This is a genomic window from Paenalcaligenes sp. DL 463 (assembly GCF_057475185.1).
The window spans coordinates 44,357-59,961 of sequence record NZ_JBYBKX010000001.1 but is presented as its reverse complement, the minus strand read 5'-3'; the positions used below and the strand labels follow the sequence as shown (position 1 = coordinate 59,961).

Genomic DNA, 15,605 nt, shown 5'->3' with positions numbered 1-15,605 from the left:
AAGGTATATAAAAAATCCCTATAAGTCAGCAACTTAAAGGAATTAACTAAAAGCGGTAAAGTGGTAATACCATAAATATAGCGCGACTCAGCTTTTCTGCCAAGTCGTGTTAACACTTAGATAAGAAAATAAGGCGTGGAATTTACAACAGCTTACGGCGATTGCGTGAACTGTTCTACCCAATACGAAGTAGACGCGTCGTGCTGTTCGCGTGGGGGTTGTGCATGTTGCAGCTCGTTTAAAATACCGGCCGCTAGCACCTTGCCGTACTCTACACCCCACTGATCAAAGGGGTTGATCCCCCAAATCACGCCCTGCACAAATACCTTGTGCTCGTATAAGGCCAACAAGGCACCCAGGGTATAGGGGGTTAAGCGCGGCAACACAATTAAGGTGTTCGGTCGCCCGCCCTTATGCACACGGTGTTTCGCCAGCCATTTTGCGCGCTCGGCTTCAACGCCGCTATCAAGACATTCTTGCAGCGCTTGATCGTAACTTTTACCGCGCAGCAAGGCTTCACGCTGGGCCAAGCAATGAGCTAATAAGGTTTGATGGTGATTTGGCCATTTGTGATCGGCATGCTGGCACACAATAAAGTCCACCGGTGCGCCGTCACTACCCTGATGCAACCACTGAAAGAAGGTATGTTGTGCGTCGGTACCCGGCATGCCCCACACGGCAGGGCCAGTGGCCACACTAACGGGCTCGCCATTTAAGTCTACCGATTTACCCAGTGACTCCATATCAAGCTGCTGAATGTACGACACGATATTACCCAAACGGAAATCGTAAGGGGCAATATTCAACGAGCCATAACCCAGCACACTGCGGTTCAACACACCTGATAAGGCCATTTGAATGGGTGCGTTACGCGATAACGGTGCCTCGGCAAAGTGTGTATCCATGGCGGCCGCACCGGCCAACATGCCTGCCACCACATCACTGCTTACGGCTAAGGCAATGGTTAAGTTAACCGTAGACCATAAAGAAAAGCGGCCACCCACCCAATCCCAGAACGCAAAAATATTGTTCTCGGGCACACCCCATTTTTTGGCAATGTCAGTACGCGCTGTAATTGCCACCACCTGTTGATAGGGGTCGGGCACATTGGCGGCTTCTAGCCACTCTAGCGCACGCTTGGCGTTTTCTAAAGTTTCAACCGTGGTAAACGACTTGCTGGCCACCACAATCAGGGTGTCGTGTGGGTTTAAATCGGCCAATGCCCCTTCAATCGCGTGGCCATCAATATTGGCCACAAAGCGCACATTACGCCACACTTTACTGTAACCAAAGGCACTGACACTAAGTCGCACTCCCCAGTCACTACCACCAATACCAATGTGCACAATGTTTCGCCATTTGCGCGAGGCATCGGCGGTGCGGATAAAGTTATTTAAACGCTCGCGCTCGGCGGTAATTTCAGCGTTGGGAGCCGGGGCGCGCAAGGCAGTGTGCCAAGCCGCACGGTTCTCGGTCGGGTTACAGATGCCTCCGTTTAGCAACGACTGACGCAACTCGTTAAAGTTACGAGCGTCCAGCAGTGCCGTAGCCGCCTCTTCAATCTGCGGCGAGTAGCGCTGACCACTAACGTCCACATGCAAGCCGGCCGCCGGTAGGCGTCGTACGCTTTTTAAACAGACGTTGGCATCCAGCGCGGCGGCACGAAAGGCCTGCCACTCGGGCATTTGTGTAAGAGGGGGCAAGACGTAGGACAAAGGTGAACCCTAAATGAAAGTACAGCTTAAACGCTGAGAGTTGGATACATGGGCTTTTCGTCGTTAAGGTTTAATAAGCCTTTAACCAGACGATAGATAAGCCACAAGCCGGCTACTGTCCACACCAAAAAGCCAATTAAAATAGGCGCCGTAATAAAGCCCACCACCGCCCACAGCAAACCATACCAGAAGGTGCGAATTTGCCAGCGGAAATGCGTGGCTAAGTAAGTGCCTTGCACCTCGTCGCGCTTAATGTAATTCACAATAATGGCCGCAATGGCCGTAATACCTGCAAACACACTCAAGGCGTACAAAATATAAACAATAAAGGTCAGTTGCTTTAGTTTATGTTGAGGACGGTCGTGGTCAATAATCACGTTGTTGTTCATAAAAATGTCCTTGCTAAACAGTAGCGTCTCGCTGACACCGCCTTGTGCGCAGTGAGCGATAAAGAGAAAACCTTAGTTTTTACTTCAATTCAGACGTACAAGGTAGTTAAATAAGGCAAAGTATCGTGGTGTAAGAAAAGAATCCTTAAATCATACCGCGTAACCAGCGTACACGGCGCACCGTCAGGATGAGCGCTGCTGAAACCGTAAACACCACCACGCTAAACACGGGGATACTTAACCAAGGCATGGGCAATAACGCGCTGTCTATCCACCATGCGTGCAAGCTTTCTAACACAAACACATGAATGCCATAGATACCCAGCGATGCGGCGCCCAGCGGCTTTAGCCAATTGGCTTGGGTTGCCAGTGCTGGCCCCAAGCGGGTGAGTAACACAAATAAGCTTAGCGCCGCCATCATGACAAATGGGGATAGGTTTGAATACAACAAGGTATCGGGCACGCCTGCTGTGGCACTTAAGCGATAGGTACCTACAGCAGTCACGGCGCTGCTTAGTACGAAAAGGGCAAAAAACAGCCATCGGTGTGCCTGTAAGCGCTGCAGTACATCCATCACCACCGCACCAAAAAACACATAACCCATTAAGCCTGAAAAGGTACTGAACTGATAGACATTGAGCAACTCACTGGTTTGACCGTCGTTGCCTTCATAAAGCTGCCAGGCTGAAGCGGCTAACCATAACAACAAAAAAGCAGCACGTTCGCGCAAGGTCGCATACAAATAAATTTTACGTAGAAATGGAATGGCCGCGTAAATGCCCACCAAGGCGTACAAATACCAAAGGTGGTGCTCGGTTGGGCCTTCCAGTATGCGTAAGGGCCACTGATACCACGCGTACTGAGGCTGATCGGCTTGACCGTGATGCCACGCCAAGTAAAACAACGACCAAAATAAAAAGGGAGGCAAAATACGACTAAAACGACGACTAAAGAACGCGCCTAGCCTCTCTTCTTTGCGCAATAACAGCGCGCCCGTGATCATTAAGAATAGGGGGACACAACTGCGTAATAACGAGTCATAGACGTTGCTTGCCCACCAGTCGGGAATAAAATCATGAAAACCAATGGCCGCTACGTGTAGAAAAATAACCATAAAGCACGCCACAATCCGCACCACATCAAGGCCAGCGCTATCGGCCTCGCTTAAGCGGGCCGGCGCAACGGCGGTCCTGAAACGCAGTGCGGTCACGCCATGGGCATGATCATCAGGGGGCGAGGCCGGCAACGCGGCGGCCTGTGTGGTTTTACGGTGAAAGCGATGTTCTTGTTCTGTAGCCATGCTGTCACGCTAACAAAGAGCACCTTGTTGCAGGCTACCAAATGCTAAAAGTCGTTGGTATTGATGTCACACTTGTACGGAAAGTGTGAAACAGAACCGAATCGTCACAGACGTAAACGCAAAACAGCTAAGGTGTCGCCACCTTAGCTGTGCTTGGTGGCACACCCTCTGCCACGGCGCAGAAAGGGGTGCCCAGACAACCAAGCTTTAGCTTAGGCGTCCATTCATGCCTTTTACAAACCAATTCATCCGTTTCACCTCGTCATCGGGCAAACGCTCGCCCGCCGCAACGCGCACTTCGCCACCTTGATCAAGCAGTTCGCCATCAAAGGGTGATTTATCCCCCGAGGCAATTTCCTCTTCAAGTTGTTTCAGCATAGCGATGTTTTCAGCAGACAACTCGCTCTCGTTATATGGCGCCATCTTAATGGTGCCTTCTTGCAGGCCTTCCCAACGCGTGGCTGATTCCCAGTTGCCATCCATCACGTCTTGAGCTGCTTGAATATAACGATGCGACCAATCTAAGGTGTAAGCCGTTAACTGTTTGCCATTACTAAAGGGTGTCATGTCGCTGGCATAACCCACCGACCAGACACCGCGCTCGCCTGCAACCTGTGTGGTGGTCACGGTATCCGTCATGCAACACAACACATCACAGCCTTGTGAAATTAAGCTGCTGGCCGCTTCTTTCTCTTGGCTGGGGTCAAACCACGAGTTTAAAAACACCGTTGTACACGTGAACTCGGGGTCTACCGATTGGGCACCCAGTAAAAAGCCATTCGCTGCTACCACGTTATCGGGAACCGGAAACGACGCTACAAAACCCAGTTTTTTGGTTTTACTGACCAACGCCGCCGCTACCCCTGCTACAAAGGTACCCTCGTGGTATTTGGCCTCAAAAACGCTTAAGTTTTTTTGCTGGACAATACCGGAGCAATGCTCAAAGGCCACGTTAGGAAATGACCGCACCACACGCTGCAGCGGAGCACCGTGCGAAAAGCTGGTCGCAAAAATAAGATTATGGCCCGACGAGGCGTATTCGCGGAACACGCGCTCGGCATCCTGAGGGATCACAATGCTCTCTACTTCAGAAATCTGCACGCGGTCGCCAAACTTCTCTTTTAAGGCCTCTACCGCCAAGGTGTGTTGGTACACCCAACCGATATCCGTCTTGGGTGAGGGGTGCACAATGCCAATTTTTAGTACATCTTGTGCAAACGCCACCCGGGGCAGGGCCAAACTTAATGCCCCTAGCGCGGTAACACCCACAAACTCACGTCGTGTAAATTGTTTCATAACAGCTCCTCGTTCTTGATTTTTTAGAATTTACTATCATCGTAAACCGTTTATTGATTTGGCATATAAGGTTTAGCAAGTGATGCAGGAAAATGGGCAGCAAGCAAGGCTCGGTTCTTGGAAATAATGACCAACACCACAATGGTGGAAATATACGGAATTGCCGACAAAAACTCGCTAGGCACGGTTAAACCCAACGCTTGACCTTGAAACTGCAAAATGGTCATGCCACCAAACAGCCAAGCGCCCAGTACCACACGCATCGGACGCCATGTGGAAAACACCACCAAAGCCACCGCAATCCAACCTTTACCTGCTGTGATGTTTTCAATCCATACCGGGGTGTAAGCCACTGATAAGTAAGCGCCGCCTAAACCGGCCAATAGCCCGCCAAATAAAATGGCGAAAAAGCGGATCTTAATCACAGGATACCCAATGGCATGGGCGGTATGGGGCGACTCTCCCACAACGCGCAGTGTTAAGCCCCATCGCGTACGATATAAAAACCAGGCAATGATCACGCTTAACAATAAGGCAAAATACACCAAGATATTAAAGTTAAACAGCAAGGGCCCGACAACGGGTAAATCAGACAACACGGGGAAGTGCAGCGGTTTTAGGGTCTCAATGGGCGAGCTACTAAAACCACGACCAATAAAGGCCGATACGCCCGCACCAAAAATAGCCAACGCCAGTCCCACCGCATACTGATTGGCTAAAAAGAACAAGGCCAGCACCGCAAACAGAAAGGACGATGCTGCACCAGCCAGCGATGCACACAAAATAGCCACCGCCATGGGCATGCCAGCGTGAATACAGAAAAAGGCCACCGCTGCGCCCACTAACATCATCCCTTCAATACCTAAGTTGATCACGCCAGACTTTTCAACCACTAACTCGCCCAGCGCAGCAAAAATAAGAGGGGTCGCGGCAATTAGGGTACCCGCGACAATGGCGATAAATAAATTCATGCTTCAGCCCCTCGTACACGTCGAATTCGATACATCGCGAAGAAATCCGCCGCTAATAAGAAAAACAACAAAATGCCTTGGAAAATACGCGTCACCGACGACGGGATACCCATGCTCATTTGTATGCTCTCGCCACCCAACAGCAATAGCGACATCAGCAAGCCGCCCAGCACGATACCCCACGCATTCAATCGCCCAATAAAGGCCACGATAATAGCGGCGAAACCGTATCCAGGAGAGATCTGCGGCGATAATTGTCCTAACGGACCGGATAGCTCCATCATGCCCGCTGCACCCGCTGCCGCACCACTAACTAACAGGCCAATCCAAATGGCGGATGACTGCTTAAAGCCGGCGTAACGTGCAGCCAAGGGGGCGGCACCACTGACTTTCATCTTGTAGCCCATGTGGCTTTTATCGATGAACAGCCAAGTCAGCACCACAACCACCACCGTAATAAAAATAGACGGGGTCAGCCGGTACATCATGTTGAAGGGCTCGAACATTCCCGAATCAGGCATTAGCGCAGTTTGCGGGTAGTTAAACCCCATGGGGTCACGCCACGGCCCGTGCACCAACCACGATAAGAATAAAATGGCCACATACGACAGCATCAGTGACACCAGAATCTCGCTGGTGTTCATGCGGGCTTTTAAGAAGGCCGCAATTGCTGCCCACGCCATGCCCGCTAAGGCACCGGCAATCAGCATCAACACCAATAAAAAGGGCGAGTCTGGGTGTGGAAAGAATAAGCCCACACCCCCTGCTGCCACAGCCCCCATCACCAATTGGCCTTCGGCACCAATATTCCAGACGTTAGCCCTAAAGCCAACCGCCAAACCACAGGCAATTAAAATCAAAGGGGATGCTTTCAGCAGCCACTCTGATAGACCATTCATTGAACTCAGTGGAACAATAAAATAAAGCCGTAATGCGTCAAGCGGACTATGCGACAGCGAAGCAAAAAGCAAAACGCCAACCAGTAGTGTGGCTACTGTGGCGATAAGGGGGGCAGCTAAACGTAACTTCAGCGATACCTTGGGACGACGTTCAACCTTAAACAACACGCTCAGCCTCCTTCGTGGTCTCGGATTTACGGCTATTGGTCATCAACAAACCGATTTCTTCACGGTTGGTTGTTGCCGTATCGATGGGGCCATGAATCTCACCATTACACATTACTAATAAGCGATCGCAAATCTCAAATAGCTCGTCTAGCTCTTCAGAAATCACCAAAATGGCGGTGCCTTCGCGACTTAGGTCAATCAGGGTTTGACGAATAAAGGTGGCGGCCCCGATGTCTACCCCCCATGTGGGTTGCGCCACTAAAAAGAAGGACGGCGACAAGGCGGTTTCGCGACCGATAATAAACTTCTGTAGATTGCCACCAGATAAGCTCTCGGCGGTGGCCTCGGGCCCGGTGGCTTTTACGTTAAACGTAGTGATAATTGAATTCGCAAACTCAAAGCCCTTAGGGCGATTGATAAAGCCATTCTTCACTAAGCCCAGTTTGCTGGCGGTCAGTACACTGTTTTCCCACAACGAATGGGCAGGTACCGACCCTCGGGCAAGACGTTCTTCAGGCACAAAAGCCAACCCATTTTCTCGGCGCTCGTTCGCCCGTAAGTTACCCACAGGCTTATCGTGAATCGTGACCGAGTCGGCCGACCCGCAAGGCACTTCGCCGCTAAGTAGGGCAATCAGCTCGGCTTGGCCATTACCGGATACCCCGGCAATGCCCACAACCTCGCCACCGTGCACATCAAAACTGATGTCCTTTAAGGCCACTCCATGCGGCGTCAGGGCAGGGGCGCTAAGTGCTTTCACACTAAAAACGGGGCTGGGGCTGCGCGTTGAGCTGGGAATATCAATTTTGGGGATTTCGGCTCCCACCATCATCCGCGCGAGCTCAGAAGTGGTAGACGTTTTAGGGTTCGCTGTACCTACCACCTTGCCGCCACGCAAAATGGTGGCGGTATCGCAAAGGGCTTGCACTTCGTCCAGCTTGTGGCTGATGTATAAAATGCTACAGCCCTCAGAGGCCAGCAACTTCAAGGTGTCAAACAAACGTAAGACCGCTTGAGGCGTCAACACCGACGTTGGCTCATCTAAAATTAATAACTTCGGTTGTTGTAGCAAACAACGCACTAATTCAACGCGTTGACGCTCGCCTACTGATAGCTCGTGTACATAGCGATAGGGGTCAATGGGCATACCGTAACGCTGCGACAACTCAGAGATTTGATCCGCCAGAGCTTTCAAATCAAAGCCCTGCTCGGTAGAAAGCAAGACGTTCTCAACCACGGTTACGGACTCAAACAGTGCAAAATGCTGATACACCATTTCAATACCCATTTTGCGGGCTTCCGATGGCGAATGCTCGCCAATCACCTTACCGTCACACTCTATCTGACCGCTATCAGCGCGCGTAGCGCCGTAAATCATCTTCATCAGTGTGGATTTACCAGCACCGTTCTCACCCAAAACAGCATGAATTTCGCCAGGCATAATCGTCAACGACACATCGTCGTTGGCGACCACCCCTGGATAACGCTTTGTAATATGGCTTAACTGCAAACGCGGGACCATAAACTTTCCTTGGCTCGTGAATGGATTCGCTCAGGCGAAAAAGAGGGCGTTAGGCAAGTTGGCCCACCATCCCTTTGACGAACCAGTTAATGTGTCGAATATCGGGGTCGGACAACACCGAACCGGCTTCAACGCGCACCTTGTCTTGCTGATCACGTAGCTCACCAGCGTAAGGCTGCACCGCGCCGGAAGCAATGTCGGCTTCTACCTTTTTCAATTGCGCGATTTGCTCTGCAGACAAGCCCTCGTTATACGGGGCCATCTTCACAATACCTGCCCCCAAACCGTCCCAACGCGAGGTAGATGTCCAGTTACCAGCAAACACGCGGTCTGCCGCATCTTCGTAAATGCGCTTCCAGTCTAAGGTGTAGGCGGTTAACTGTTTACCACCCCCAAAAGCTTGCATGTCGCTGGCATAACCAATGCTCCAAATACCGCGCTCGGCGCACACTTGATTGGCCGCAACGGTATTACTCATGTTGCAAATAACATCGCAATCTTGGGAAATTAAGCTGTTCGCGGCTTCTTTCTCGGCACCGGGATCAAACCAGGAGTTCAAGAACATAGCGTGACAGCTAATATCGGGGTTAATGGACTGGGCCCCCAGTAAGAAGCCATTGCCTGCCCCCACAATATCCGGCACGGGGAACGCGCCTAAAAAACCAATGCGACCGGTCTTGCTCGCCATGGCCGCCGCCGCGCCCGCTACAAACGAGCCCTCGTAATACTTGGCTTCAAAAATACCCACGTTCTTGTGCTGCTCAATACCTGAGCAATGTTCGAAAGCGACATCGGGGAAACGTTGGGCAACGCGCTTGATCGGAGTACCATGAGAGAAGCTCGTGCCAAAAACCAACTTATGACCCGTAGAGGCAAACTCTCTAAACACGCGCTCGGCGTCCTGCGGGGTGTAAACCCCATCAATGGTAGAAATCTCGACCCGATCGCCGTATTTGTCTTTTAAGGCATAGGCCGCAAGGTGGTGTTGCTTGACCCAACCGACCTCAGCCACGGGCGAGGTAAATAAAACACCCACCTTTAACACCTCGTTCTGTGCTCTGGCCCACTTAGGCAAAAGCAATGCAGCGGAACCCAAGGCGCCATAAGCCAAGAAGGCTCGTCTTCCAACCTTTATTTCCATTTTTTGTCTCCAGTCTTGTGGTTATATTTATTGCATGCGTTGTTATGTTTTAAGCATGTCATCATCTAATTTACGGATTTATTTGAAGCATCACATTATACATTTCTAATAAGCAGTATTAGTTTTTTGATATAACATTGAAGTAATTTTGTGCCTTAATGGAATTCAAACACGCGCAAAAACAACGTGATAATCACGTCTTGTTTACCACGAGAAAAAACGTGGTACCCAGCAGAAAATGCGGGCTTTGCGCCATAAAATATAGGAGCTTAGGAGATATGAGCCGTACAAATTGTGCAGATCCGCACATTAAAAACCTGTGGCATCCCATAGGCGCGCTCGCCGAAGCAGGCGAAAATGTGGTTAAAAAAACCATTCTGCTTAGCGAAAAACTCTCGTTTATGGTTTTCCCTGACAAGACTGTCAAAGTTTGGTATTCGGACATTTCAAACACCGTTCCCGAACACGAAGCCGACCTGATAAAAACACAAAATGCCTACGGCTACATTTGGGCCTGTTTAGGCGACGATCCCATTAAGCTGTTTGAAATACCAGAATTCCTAGAACCCGACCGCCGAAACCTCAACGCGGCCACCATGGGTGTGCACGTGTCGGCACCACGGGCGGTAGAAAACTTTCTGGACATGGGGCACTTTCCGTTTGTACACACGAACATCTTGGGCGTAGAACCCCACACCGAAGTCAAAGATTACGACGTCACCATCGAAGCCGGCTCTGACGAAATTATTGCCACGCGCTGCCGTTTTTATCAGCCCATGGCCGCCGCGACCGCCACCGGTGGTGCCGACGTTGAGTACATCTACCGGGTACCGCACCCGTATTGCTCGGTGCTGTATAAATCCAGCCCTGGCTATGATGATCGCCTTGATTTAGTGGGCTTGTTTTTACAGCCCGTAGACGAAGAGCACGTATACGCACACATGATGCTTAGCCTGCTTGACGACCAAAACGAAGACAAATCCATTCGTTTATTCCAGCAAACCATCTTTGGACAAGACAAACCCATACTCGAAAACCAGTATCCCAAACGCTTACCGTTAGACCCGCGGGCCGAAGTGCCAATTCGGGCAGATAAAACGGCCATCGCGTACCGACGCTGGTTACGAGAAAAAGGGATCACTTACGGTGTCATTGCTGCAGAAGAGCTCGTGCAAAGTTAGGAAAGGAACCATGATGCAAACACAAACCACGACAGGTGCACAAGACACCTGTTGGTACCCAATCGCCTCGTCAAACGATTTACCACTGCGCCACGTCTACCACGCCCAATTACTGGGCCACGAATATGCCCTGTGGCGTGCCGACGATGGCCACGTCAACCTGTGGGAAAATCGCTGCCTACACCGTGGCGTACGGTTAAGCATAGGTATTAATGATGGCCGAGAGCTGAAATGCCAATACCACGGGTGGCGCTACTCGAACCGCACGGGTGGCTGTACCTATATTCCAGCGCACCCCGCTGACGCGCCGGCCCGCACCGTGAACATTCAAACCTATCAGTCCATCGAGCGATACGGTTTGGTGTGGGCCGCCCCCAGCGACGCGCCCGACGACGTCGAATTGCCCTGGTTAAAAGAAGGTGAGCTATTAACCCTACGCCCCATCCCGATCAACGCACCCGCAGCGGTTGTGCTAGAAAAACTAAAAAGTTATCACTTTGCGCCAGTGTCCATTGATGACGTAGAACAAAGCGACATCAAACTGGTTGAATCTGACCAACGCAGCCTACGACTATTTTCCGGACACGGGGATGACAGCGCCGTACTGATGCTATTCGTGCAACCGGTCACCGACGGCCGATGTGTGGTGCGGGGTATTGTAAACAGTGCGAAAGCGCACCAAGAACGCCTACCCATTTTGCGCCAACACAACTGGCTGCTTAGCGAAGCCCGATCGCGCATTGAAGCTGAAATCGGGGCCCCGTTAACACCCCCTACGGAAGTGGCCACCAAAGTGGTGCAGTTTAAACCTCGCCCTGAAAGCGCCTTTGTGAACAAAGAAGTGTCAGGCGCCGCCACGGCCTTACGCGTTAGTGTTAAGCGCAAATGGGCCGAGTGTGACGACGTAATGGGCTTTGAGTTGACAGCTATCGAGGGTGAGCTTCCCACCGCACAACCCGGCTCGCACATCGATGTACGTTTGCCCAACGGTATCGTCAGGCAATATTCCATCGTGAACGGCCCCGGCGAAAGTGCCAGCTACTTTATTGGCGTAAAGCGCGAACCCGAATCGCGTGGCGGCTCGGAATGCTTGCATGAAGTGGTACGCGAGGGCGACTTATTGGCTATCTCGCCGCCACGAAACAACTTCCCGCTACGTCGCGATGCCGAACAAACCATATTGATTGCGGGGGGCATCGGCGTAACACCTATCTGTGCCATGGCCCAAGCGCTGCAGCACCAAGGCTTAACGTACGAGCTTCACCATTTTGCTCGCTCTGGCGGCCACGTGGCCTTTGTTGATCGCTTAGCCCAAGCCGGTGTGATGCATCAACAGCACCTTGGCCTAGACCCTCAAGCCACCGCACAAACACTTAGCAATGTGATGGGGCCATACGAAGCCAACAAGCAAGTGTATATCTGCGGACCCGGCCCCATGCTTAGCGCCGCCCGCGACATCGCTAAAGCCAATGGCTGGCCAGACCACGCAGTGCATTTTGAATACTTCGCCAACGACACGGTTATTGATGACAGCAGCAGCTTTGAAATCTCGCTGTCGCGCTCGAACTTGAACCTAACGGTAGGTGCGGGTGAAACCATCTTAGAGGTACTGCGTCAAAACGGCGTAGACATGCCCTCATCGTGCGAACAGGGCGCATGTGGCACCTGCATGGTGACCGTGCTGGATGGCGAACCCTTACACCAAGACGTTTACCTGAACGACGCAGAGAAAAAAGCCGGTAAAAAAATCATGGCTTGTGTCTCGCGCGCTAAAGGAAAACACTTGGTATTGGATATATAGGTGGCAAACTAATGATCACGTTATACAACTACGAACTATCGGGTAACTGCTACAAAATCAGGTTGTTCTTAAGCATGTTAGGTCAGGCCTACGAAACGCACCCCATCGCGTTCTACCCTGAAGTCGAACACAAACAACCCGAATTCTTACGCATCAACCCCTTGGGGCAACTTCCTGTTATTAAAGACGGTGACTTCTACCTTCGCGATGCCCAAGCCATTTTGGTGTATTTAGCCAGTCAATACGACAAAAGCGGCCTTTGGTACCCCGTGGATAACCCACAGCGCTTAGGGGAAATCAACCAATGGCTAGCCTTTGCTGACTCGATTACCGGCACCGCCTCGGCCGCACGTCTGCACGACGGCTTATTCTACGACCTCGACATCGTCGCCGCCCGTGAAGGCGCGCACCGCCTGTTCAGGATATTAGATGAGCATCTGTGGATGGCAGAACAAGAAGGCCGATCGTGGATATGCCAAGACGATCACCCCACCATCGCTGACATCGCCTGTTTCCCCTACGTCATGCTAGCGGAAGAGGGCGGTATCTACCGACAAGATTATCCTGCCATACGTCGCTGGACTGATCGTGTTAAACGCCTACCCGGCTTCACGGTCATGTCAGGCGTCTTCCCCGCCGGCCCCGGCGAACCCAGCCCTTGCCACAACGCAAAAAAACAAGAAGCCCATCAGTAAAAAAGTAAAGCCAGCCCTTGGTGATATATCAAGGGCTGATGTTCGTTATAAGGGCTGTTAATAGCCATCACAATGTAGCGAACTATTTCAAGACGTTTCATGGCTAAATCTATCCACCGCAATTAGGCGGGTAGAAATAGGATTTCCATGAAACAATCATTACAAAAAACGCCCTCTCACGTAAAACGTCTACGACGCATGCACGCGCTACTCTCGGCGCTATGCCTAGCTCAACCGCTTGCAGCACAAAGCCTCAGTTTCACCGACCGGCACGTACACGGCACCGACCCACTACGACAAAACGGCGCGCCGTTGGTCTTGAACGTTGAACGACTGCTGTTTGACACTAATGCACGAATTCAGCGGGATTTGGTCATCTTGGGGCCGCTACTGCTTGACGTTAGCCAGCACCGCAGCGTTGAACTACACGGAGACATTGACGTAGACCCCTCGCCCTTAGGCAACTCGGTCTACAAGTTCGGACAGGGCAGTGTCAGCCTAAGTGGAAGCAATATCTTTTACGGCGGCATCGTGGTGGCAGAAGGCAGTGTACGCATCGACAACGCCGACGCCGTCAGCAAAGGCACCCCACAATTCGTAATGCTGCCGGGCACGCGCCTCGAACTGGCCGACGGGCTACGCTTTAACAACAGCATCCTAATGATGGCAGCCCTACAAAACGCCATCGACAGCGTGCCGCACCAAGCCTTAAGCACCGCGTCCGGTACTAACGACCTTAATCTGTATATTCCGCAAGGCACGGTCTACCACACTGGGTCCATTCACATTGACGCCGACTACGTGCTTAATAAAACCGGCCCCGGCACTCTACAATTTGAAGGCCACCAAGGCGGAGACAGCATACTGGGCGAATTCCACGTACGAGAAGGCACCCTAAGCGTACCTAACCGCAGCAGCGGGCACATTACCGTACACAACGGCGCCACCATCAAATCCAGTGGATTCGTCTTTAATCTACGCTTAAACGACGGCGCACGCTTAGAAACCATCAGCCCCATCGACACCTTTACCGTATGGAGCAGCCTGCGCATGGCCCCAAAATCGGTGGCCCACATCTGGCTAAACAACCACCAAGCCAACCCGCCCTTAGTCTTTCAGAACGACGCCCAACTGGACGGCATCTTGTTGGTCAGCCTAAGCCCTGACTTTGATCACAGCTACCCCTACGTGGTGGTACTGGCCCCCAACGGCTACCAAGGACAATTCGCCGAACTGGTCTTTAGCAACCCCCAAGGCGACATGCCCACCCTGCATTATTACCCCACAGAAATTCACTTGGCCTACAGCAACGACCCCAATACCGGCACACCACCACCCCGACGCCAACCCGCACGCCTCAACACCGGAGCTGGCGCGTACAACCAAATCGCCGCCACCCAATTGGCCGACAGCCGCTTCCTACGTGAAGCCGTCGCCGGTTACTTATGGGACAACAACGCAGCCACAAAAAGCGCCCAATACATTACGCAACACACCGCCCACAAAGGCCTCTGGGCACGAGCCTTTCATGCGGATTTGCATCAAAAATCCCACTCCAGTGCGTGGCAACAACAACGCCGCACTGAAGGGCTATTGATCGGATTCGACAGTGGCCAGCGCTACGGCCTACGTTATGGCGCACAACTGGGCTTACAACAAAGCCGTTGGAACAGCCCCACCGCCAACGCCCAAGCCCAATGGAACAGCTACACCCTTGGCGCCACCATAGCCTCGCCCCACGATGCCCCCTTAGCGTGGCATCTGGGCATGGGCTACAGCCAATTGCGCACCCAACACCAACGGCAGGCCATCGGCACGGCCATTAGCAACAAACACAGCCAACAACTGTGGCAACTGTACGCCGAAGCCCGGCCCATGCTATATACCCACCACCACGACAGCAGCTCGCACTGGCAACGCCCCACCACACAGTTCTACGGCATCGGGCAGTTAGTGCAACTGCATCGACCCGCTACACACAGCCGTGAAAACTGGATGCATCAAGGTGCTTTAAGCTTAAAGCATAATGCCGTCAACGCAACGGTGCTCGGTTTAGGGCTAGGCCTAAGTCACCACTACGCCAGTCAACACGGAAACACCACCCTAAACCTACGCCTGCTGCGCCAACAAGCGGTAGCCGGAGCAACGTTACGAACCGACTACAACAACGTCGCACACCTACTGCAAGACGACAGGCTATCCGCCACCCACGCCCTGAACGCATGGCAACTTGATCTAAACGTACGTGGAGAACTGACAAAAAACAGTTACCTCGGCATCGATCTCAGCCAACGCTATGAACGTAAACGCATGGACCACACCATCAACCTTAACGCCGAGATTGTTTTTTAAGAAAACGCTTCGTTAAGTACGAATGGATAACTAATGGATTCCGCCTATAAATAGATGGCGCTTAAACGTAGAATTTTCTCGACGATAAGAACGCTAGACCTATGGAATAGGCGGAATTCTTAAGTCTGTTTGGTGGGGGCGTTAATTCACTAACGTTTACTTCTATATCACTAAG

At 51.9% G+C, this 15,605-nt stretch carries 12 protein-coding genes; 4 read left to right on the top strand and 8 right to left on the bottom strand.

Going from position 1 to position 15,605, the window contains the following annotated elements; translation table 11 throughout:
* Positions 1–152: 152 nt before the first annotated feature.
* The 8 genes from pgi to AC2UZI_RS00240 all read right to left on the bottom strand — a co-directional run bounded on the left by pgi (position 153) and on the right by AC2UZI_RS00240 (position 9,401).
* Positions 153–1,685: a glucose-6-phosphate isomerase gene (pgi, locus tag AC2UZI_RS00275; RefSeq protein ID WP_486943682.1), complete on the bottom strand. Its 1,533-nt coding sequence runs from the start codon at positions 1,683–1,685 to the stop codon at positions 153–155.
* Between the two features lie 56 nt (positions 1,686–1,741).
* The gene (locus AC2UZI_RS00270) at positions 1,742–2,104 is read right to left on the bottom strand and encodes a DUF4870 family protein (protein ID WP_486941831.1); all 363 of its coding nucleotides are present in this window, start codon (positions 2,102–2,104) and stop codon (positions 1,742–1,744) included.
* A 145-nt stretch (positions 2,105–2,249) separates the two neighbouring features.
* Positions 2,250–3,404 (bottom strand): acyltransferase, encoded by a 1,155-nt coding sequence (locus AC2UZI_RS00265; RefSeq protein ID WP_486941830.1) that lies wholly within the window; start codon positions 3,402–3,404, stop codon positions 2,250–2,252.
* Positions 3,405–3,611: 207 nt separating this feature from the next.
* The gene (locus AC2UZI_RS00260) at positions 3,612–4,700 is read right to left on the bottom strand and encodes a BMP family ABC transporter substrate-binding protein (protein WP_486941829.1); all 1,089 of its coding nucleotides are present in this window, start codon (positions 4,698–4,700) and stop codon (positions 3,612–3,614) included.
* Positions 4,701–4,750: 50 nt separating this feature from the next.
* Positions 4,751–5,671 carry an ABC transporter permease gene (locus AC2UZI_RS00255; RefSeq protein ID WP_486941828.1) on the bottom strand — a complete coding sequence of 307 codons (921 nt, stop codon included), beginning with the start codon at positions 5,669–5,671 and terminating at the stop codon, positions 4,751–4,753.
* A complete protein-coding gene (locus AC2UZI_RS00250) occupies positions 5,668–6,744 on the bottom strand; it encodes an ABC transporter permease (RefSeq protein ID WP_486943681.1) in 1,077 nt (358 codons plus the stop codon). The genes AC2UZI_RS00255 and AC2UZI_RS00250 overlap by 4 nt, the downstream gene beginning before the upstream one ends.
* Positions 6,728–8,260: an ABC transporter ATP-binding protein gene (locus AC2UZI_RS00245; RefSeq protein ID WP_486941827.1), complete on the bottom strand. Its 1,533-nt coding sequence runs from the start codon at positions 8,258–8,260 to the stop codon at positions 6,728–6,730. Before AC2UZI_RS00245 ends, AC2UZI_RS00250 begins: the two co-directional genes overlap by 17 nt.
* 49 nt (positions 8,261–8,309) lie before the next feature.
* Positions 8,310–9,401, bottom strand: coding sequence for a BMP family ABC transporter substrate-binding protein (locus AC2UZI_RS00240; protein ID WP_486941826.1), 1,092 nt, complete (start codon positions 9,399–9,401; stop codon positions 8,310–8,312).
* Between the two features lie 278 nt (positions 9,402–9,679).
* On the opposite strand from AC2UZI_RS00240, the gene AC2UZI_RS00235 reads away from it, so the two are divergent.
* The 4 genes from AC2UZI_RS00235 (at position 9,680) to AC2UZI_RS00220 (ending at position 15,430) form a co-directional block, all read left to right on the top strand.
* Entirely contained in the window at positions 9,680–10,582 is a 903-nt protein-coding gene (locus tag AC2UZI_RS00235; RefSeq protein WP_486941825.1) for an aromatic ring-hydroxylating dioxygenase subunit alpha, read from the top strand.
* Positions 10,583–10,592: 10 nt separating this feature from the next.
* Positions 10,593–12,383 (top strand): Rieske 2Fe-2S domain-containing protein, encoded by a 1,791-nt coding sequence (locus tag AC2UZI_RS00230; RefSeq protein ID WP_486941824.1) that lies wholly within the window; start codon positions 10,593–10,595, stop codon positions 12,381–12,383.
* Positions 12,384–12,394: 11 nt separating this feature from the next.
* Complete coding sequence (locus AC2UZI_RS00225) at positions 12,395–13,078, top strand: glutathione S-transferase family protein (protein ID WP_486941823.1); 684 nt, start codon at positions 12,395–12,397, stop codon at positions 13,076–13,078.
* 147 nt (positions 13,079–13,225) lie between these two features.
* Positions 13,226–15,430, top strand: coding sequence for an autotransporter domain-containing protein (locus AC2UZI_RS00220; RefSeq protein ID WP_486941822.1), 2,205 nt, complete (start codon positions 13,226–13,228; stop codon positions 15,428–15,430).
* Positions 15,431–15,605 lie beyond the last annotated feature (175 nt).

Bases quoted from the DNA above. Each gene is read 5' to 3' on its own strand.
- AC2UZI_RS00255 (WP_486941828.1), bottom strand. From the start codon at position 5,671: ATGAATTTATTTATCGCCATTGTCGCGGGTACCCTAATTGCCGCGACC.
- AC2UZI_RS00265 (WP_486941830.1), bottom strand. From the start codon at position 3,404: ATGGCTACAGAACAAGAACATCGCTTTCACCGTAAAACCACACAGGCC.
- AC2UZI_RS00220 (WP_486941822.1), top strand. From the start codon at position 13,226: ATGAAACAATCATTACAAAAAACGCCCTCTCACGTAAAACGTCTACGA.
- pgi (WP_486943682.1), bottom strand. From the start codon at position 1,685: ATGCCCGAGTGGCAGGCCTTTCGTGCCGCCGCGCTGGATGCCAACGTC.
- AC2UZI_RS00235 (WP_486941825.1), top strand. From the start codon at position 9,680: ATGAGCCGTACAAATTGTGCAGATCCGCACATTAAAAACCTGTGGCAT.
- AC2UZI_RS00260 (WP_486941829.1), bottom strand. From the start codon at position 4,700: ATGAAACAATTTACACGACGTGAGTTTGTGGGTGTTACCGCGCTAGGG.
- AC2UZI_RS00270 (WP_486941831.1), bottom strand. From the start codon at position 2,104: ATGAACAACAACGTGATTATTGACCACGACCGTCCTCAACATAAACTA.
- AC2UZI_RS00230 (WP_486941824.1), top strand. From the start codon at position 10,593: ATGATGCAAACACAAACCACGACAGGTGCACAAGACACCTGTTGGTAC.
- AC2UZI_RS00245 (WP_486941827.1), bottom strand. From the start codon at position 8,260: ATGGTCCCGCGTTTGCAGTTAAGCCATATTACAAAGCGTTATCCAGGG.
- AC2UZI_RS00225 (WP_486941823.1), top strand. From the start codon at position 12,395: ATGATCACGTTATACAACTACGAACTATCGGGTAACTGCTACAAAATC.
- AC2UZI_RS00240 (WP_486941826.1), bottom strand. From the start codon at position 9,401: ATGGAAATAAAGGTTGGAAGACGAGCCTTCTTGGCTTATGGCGCCTTG.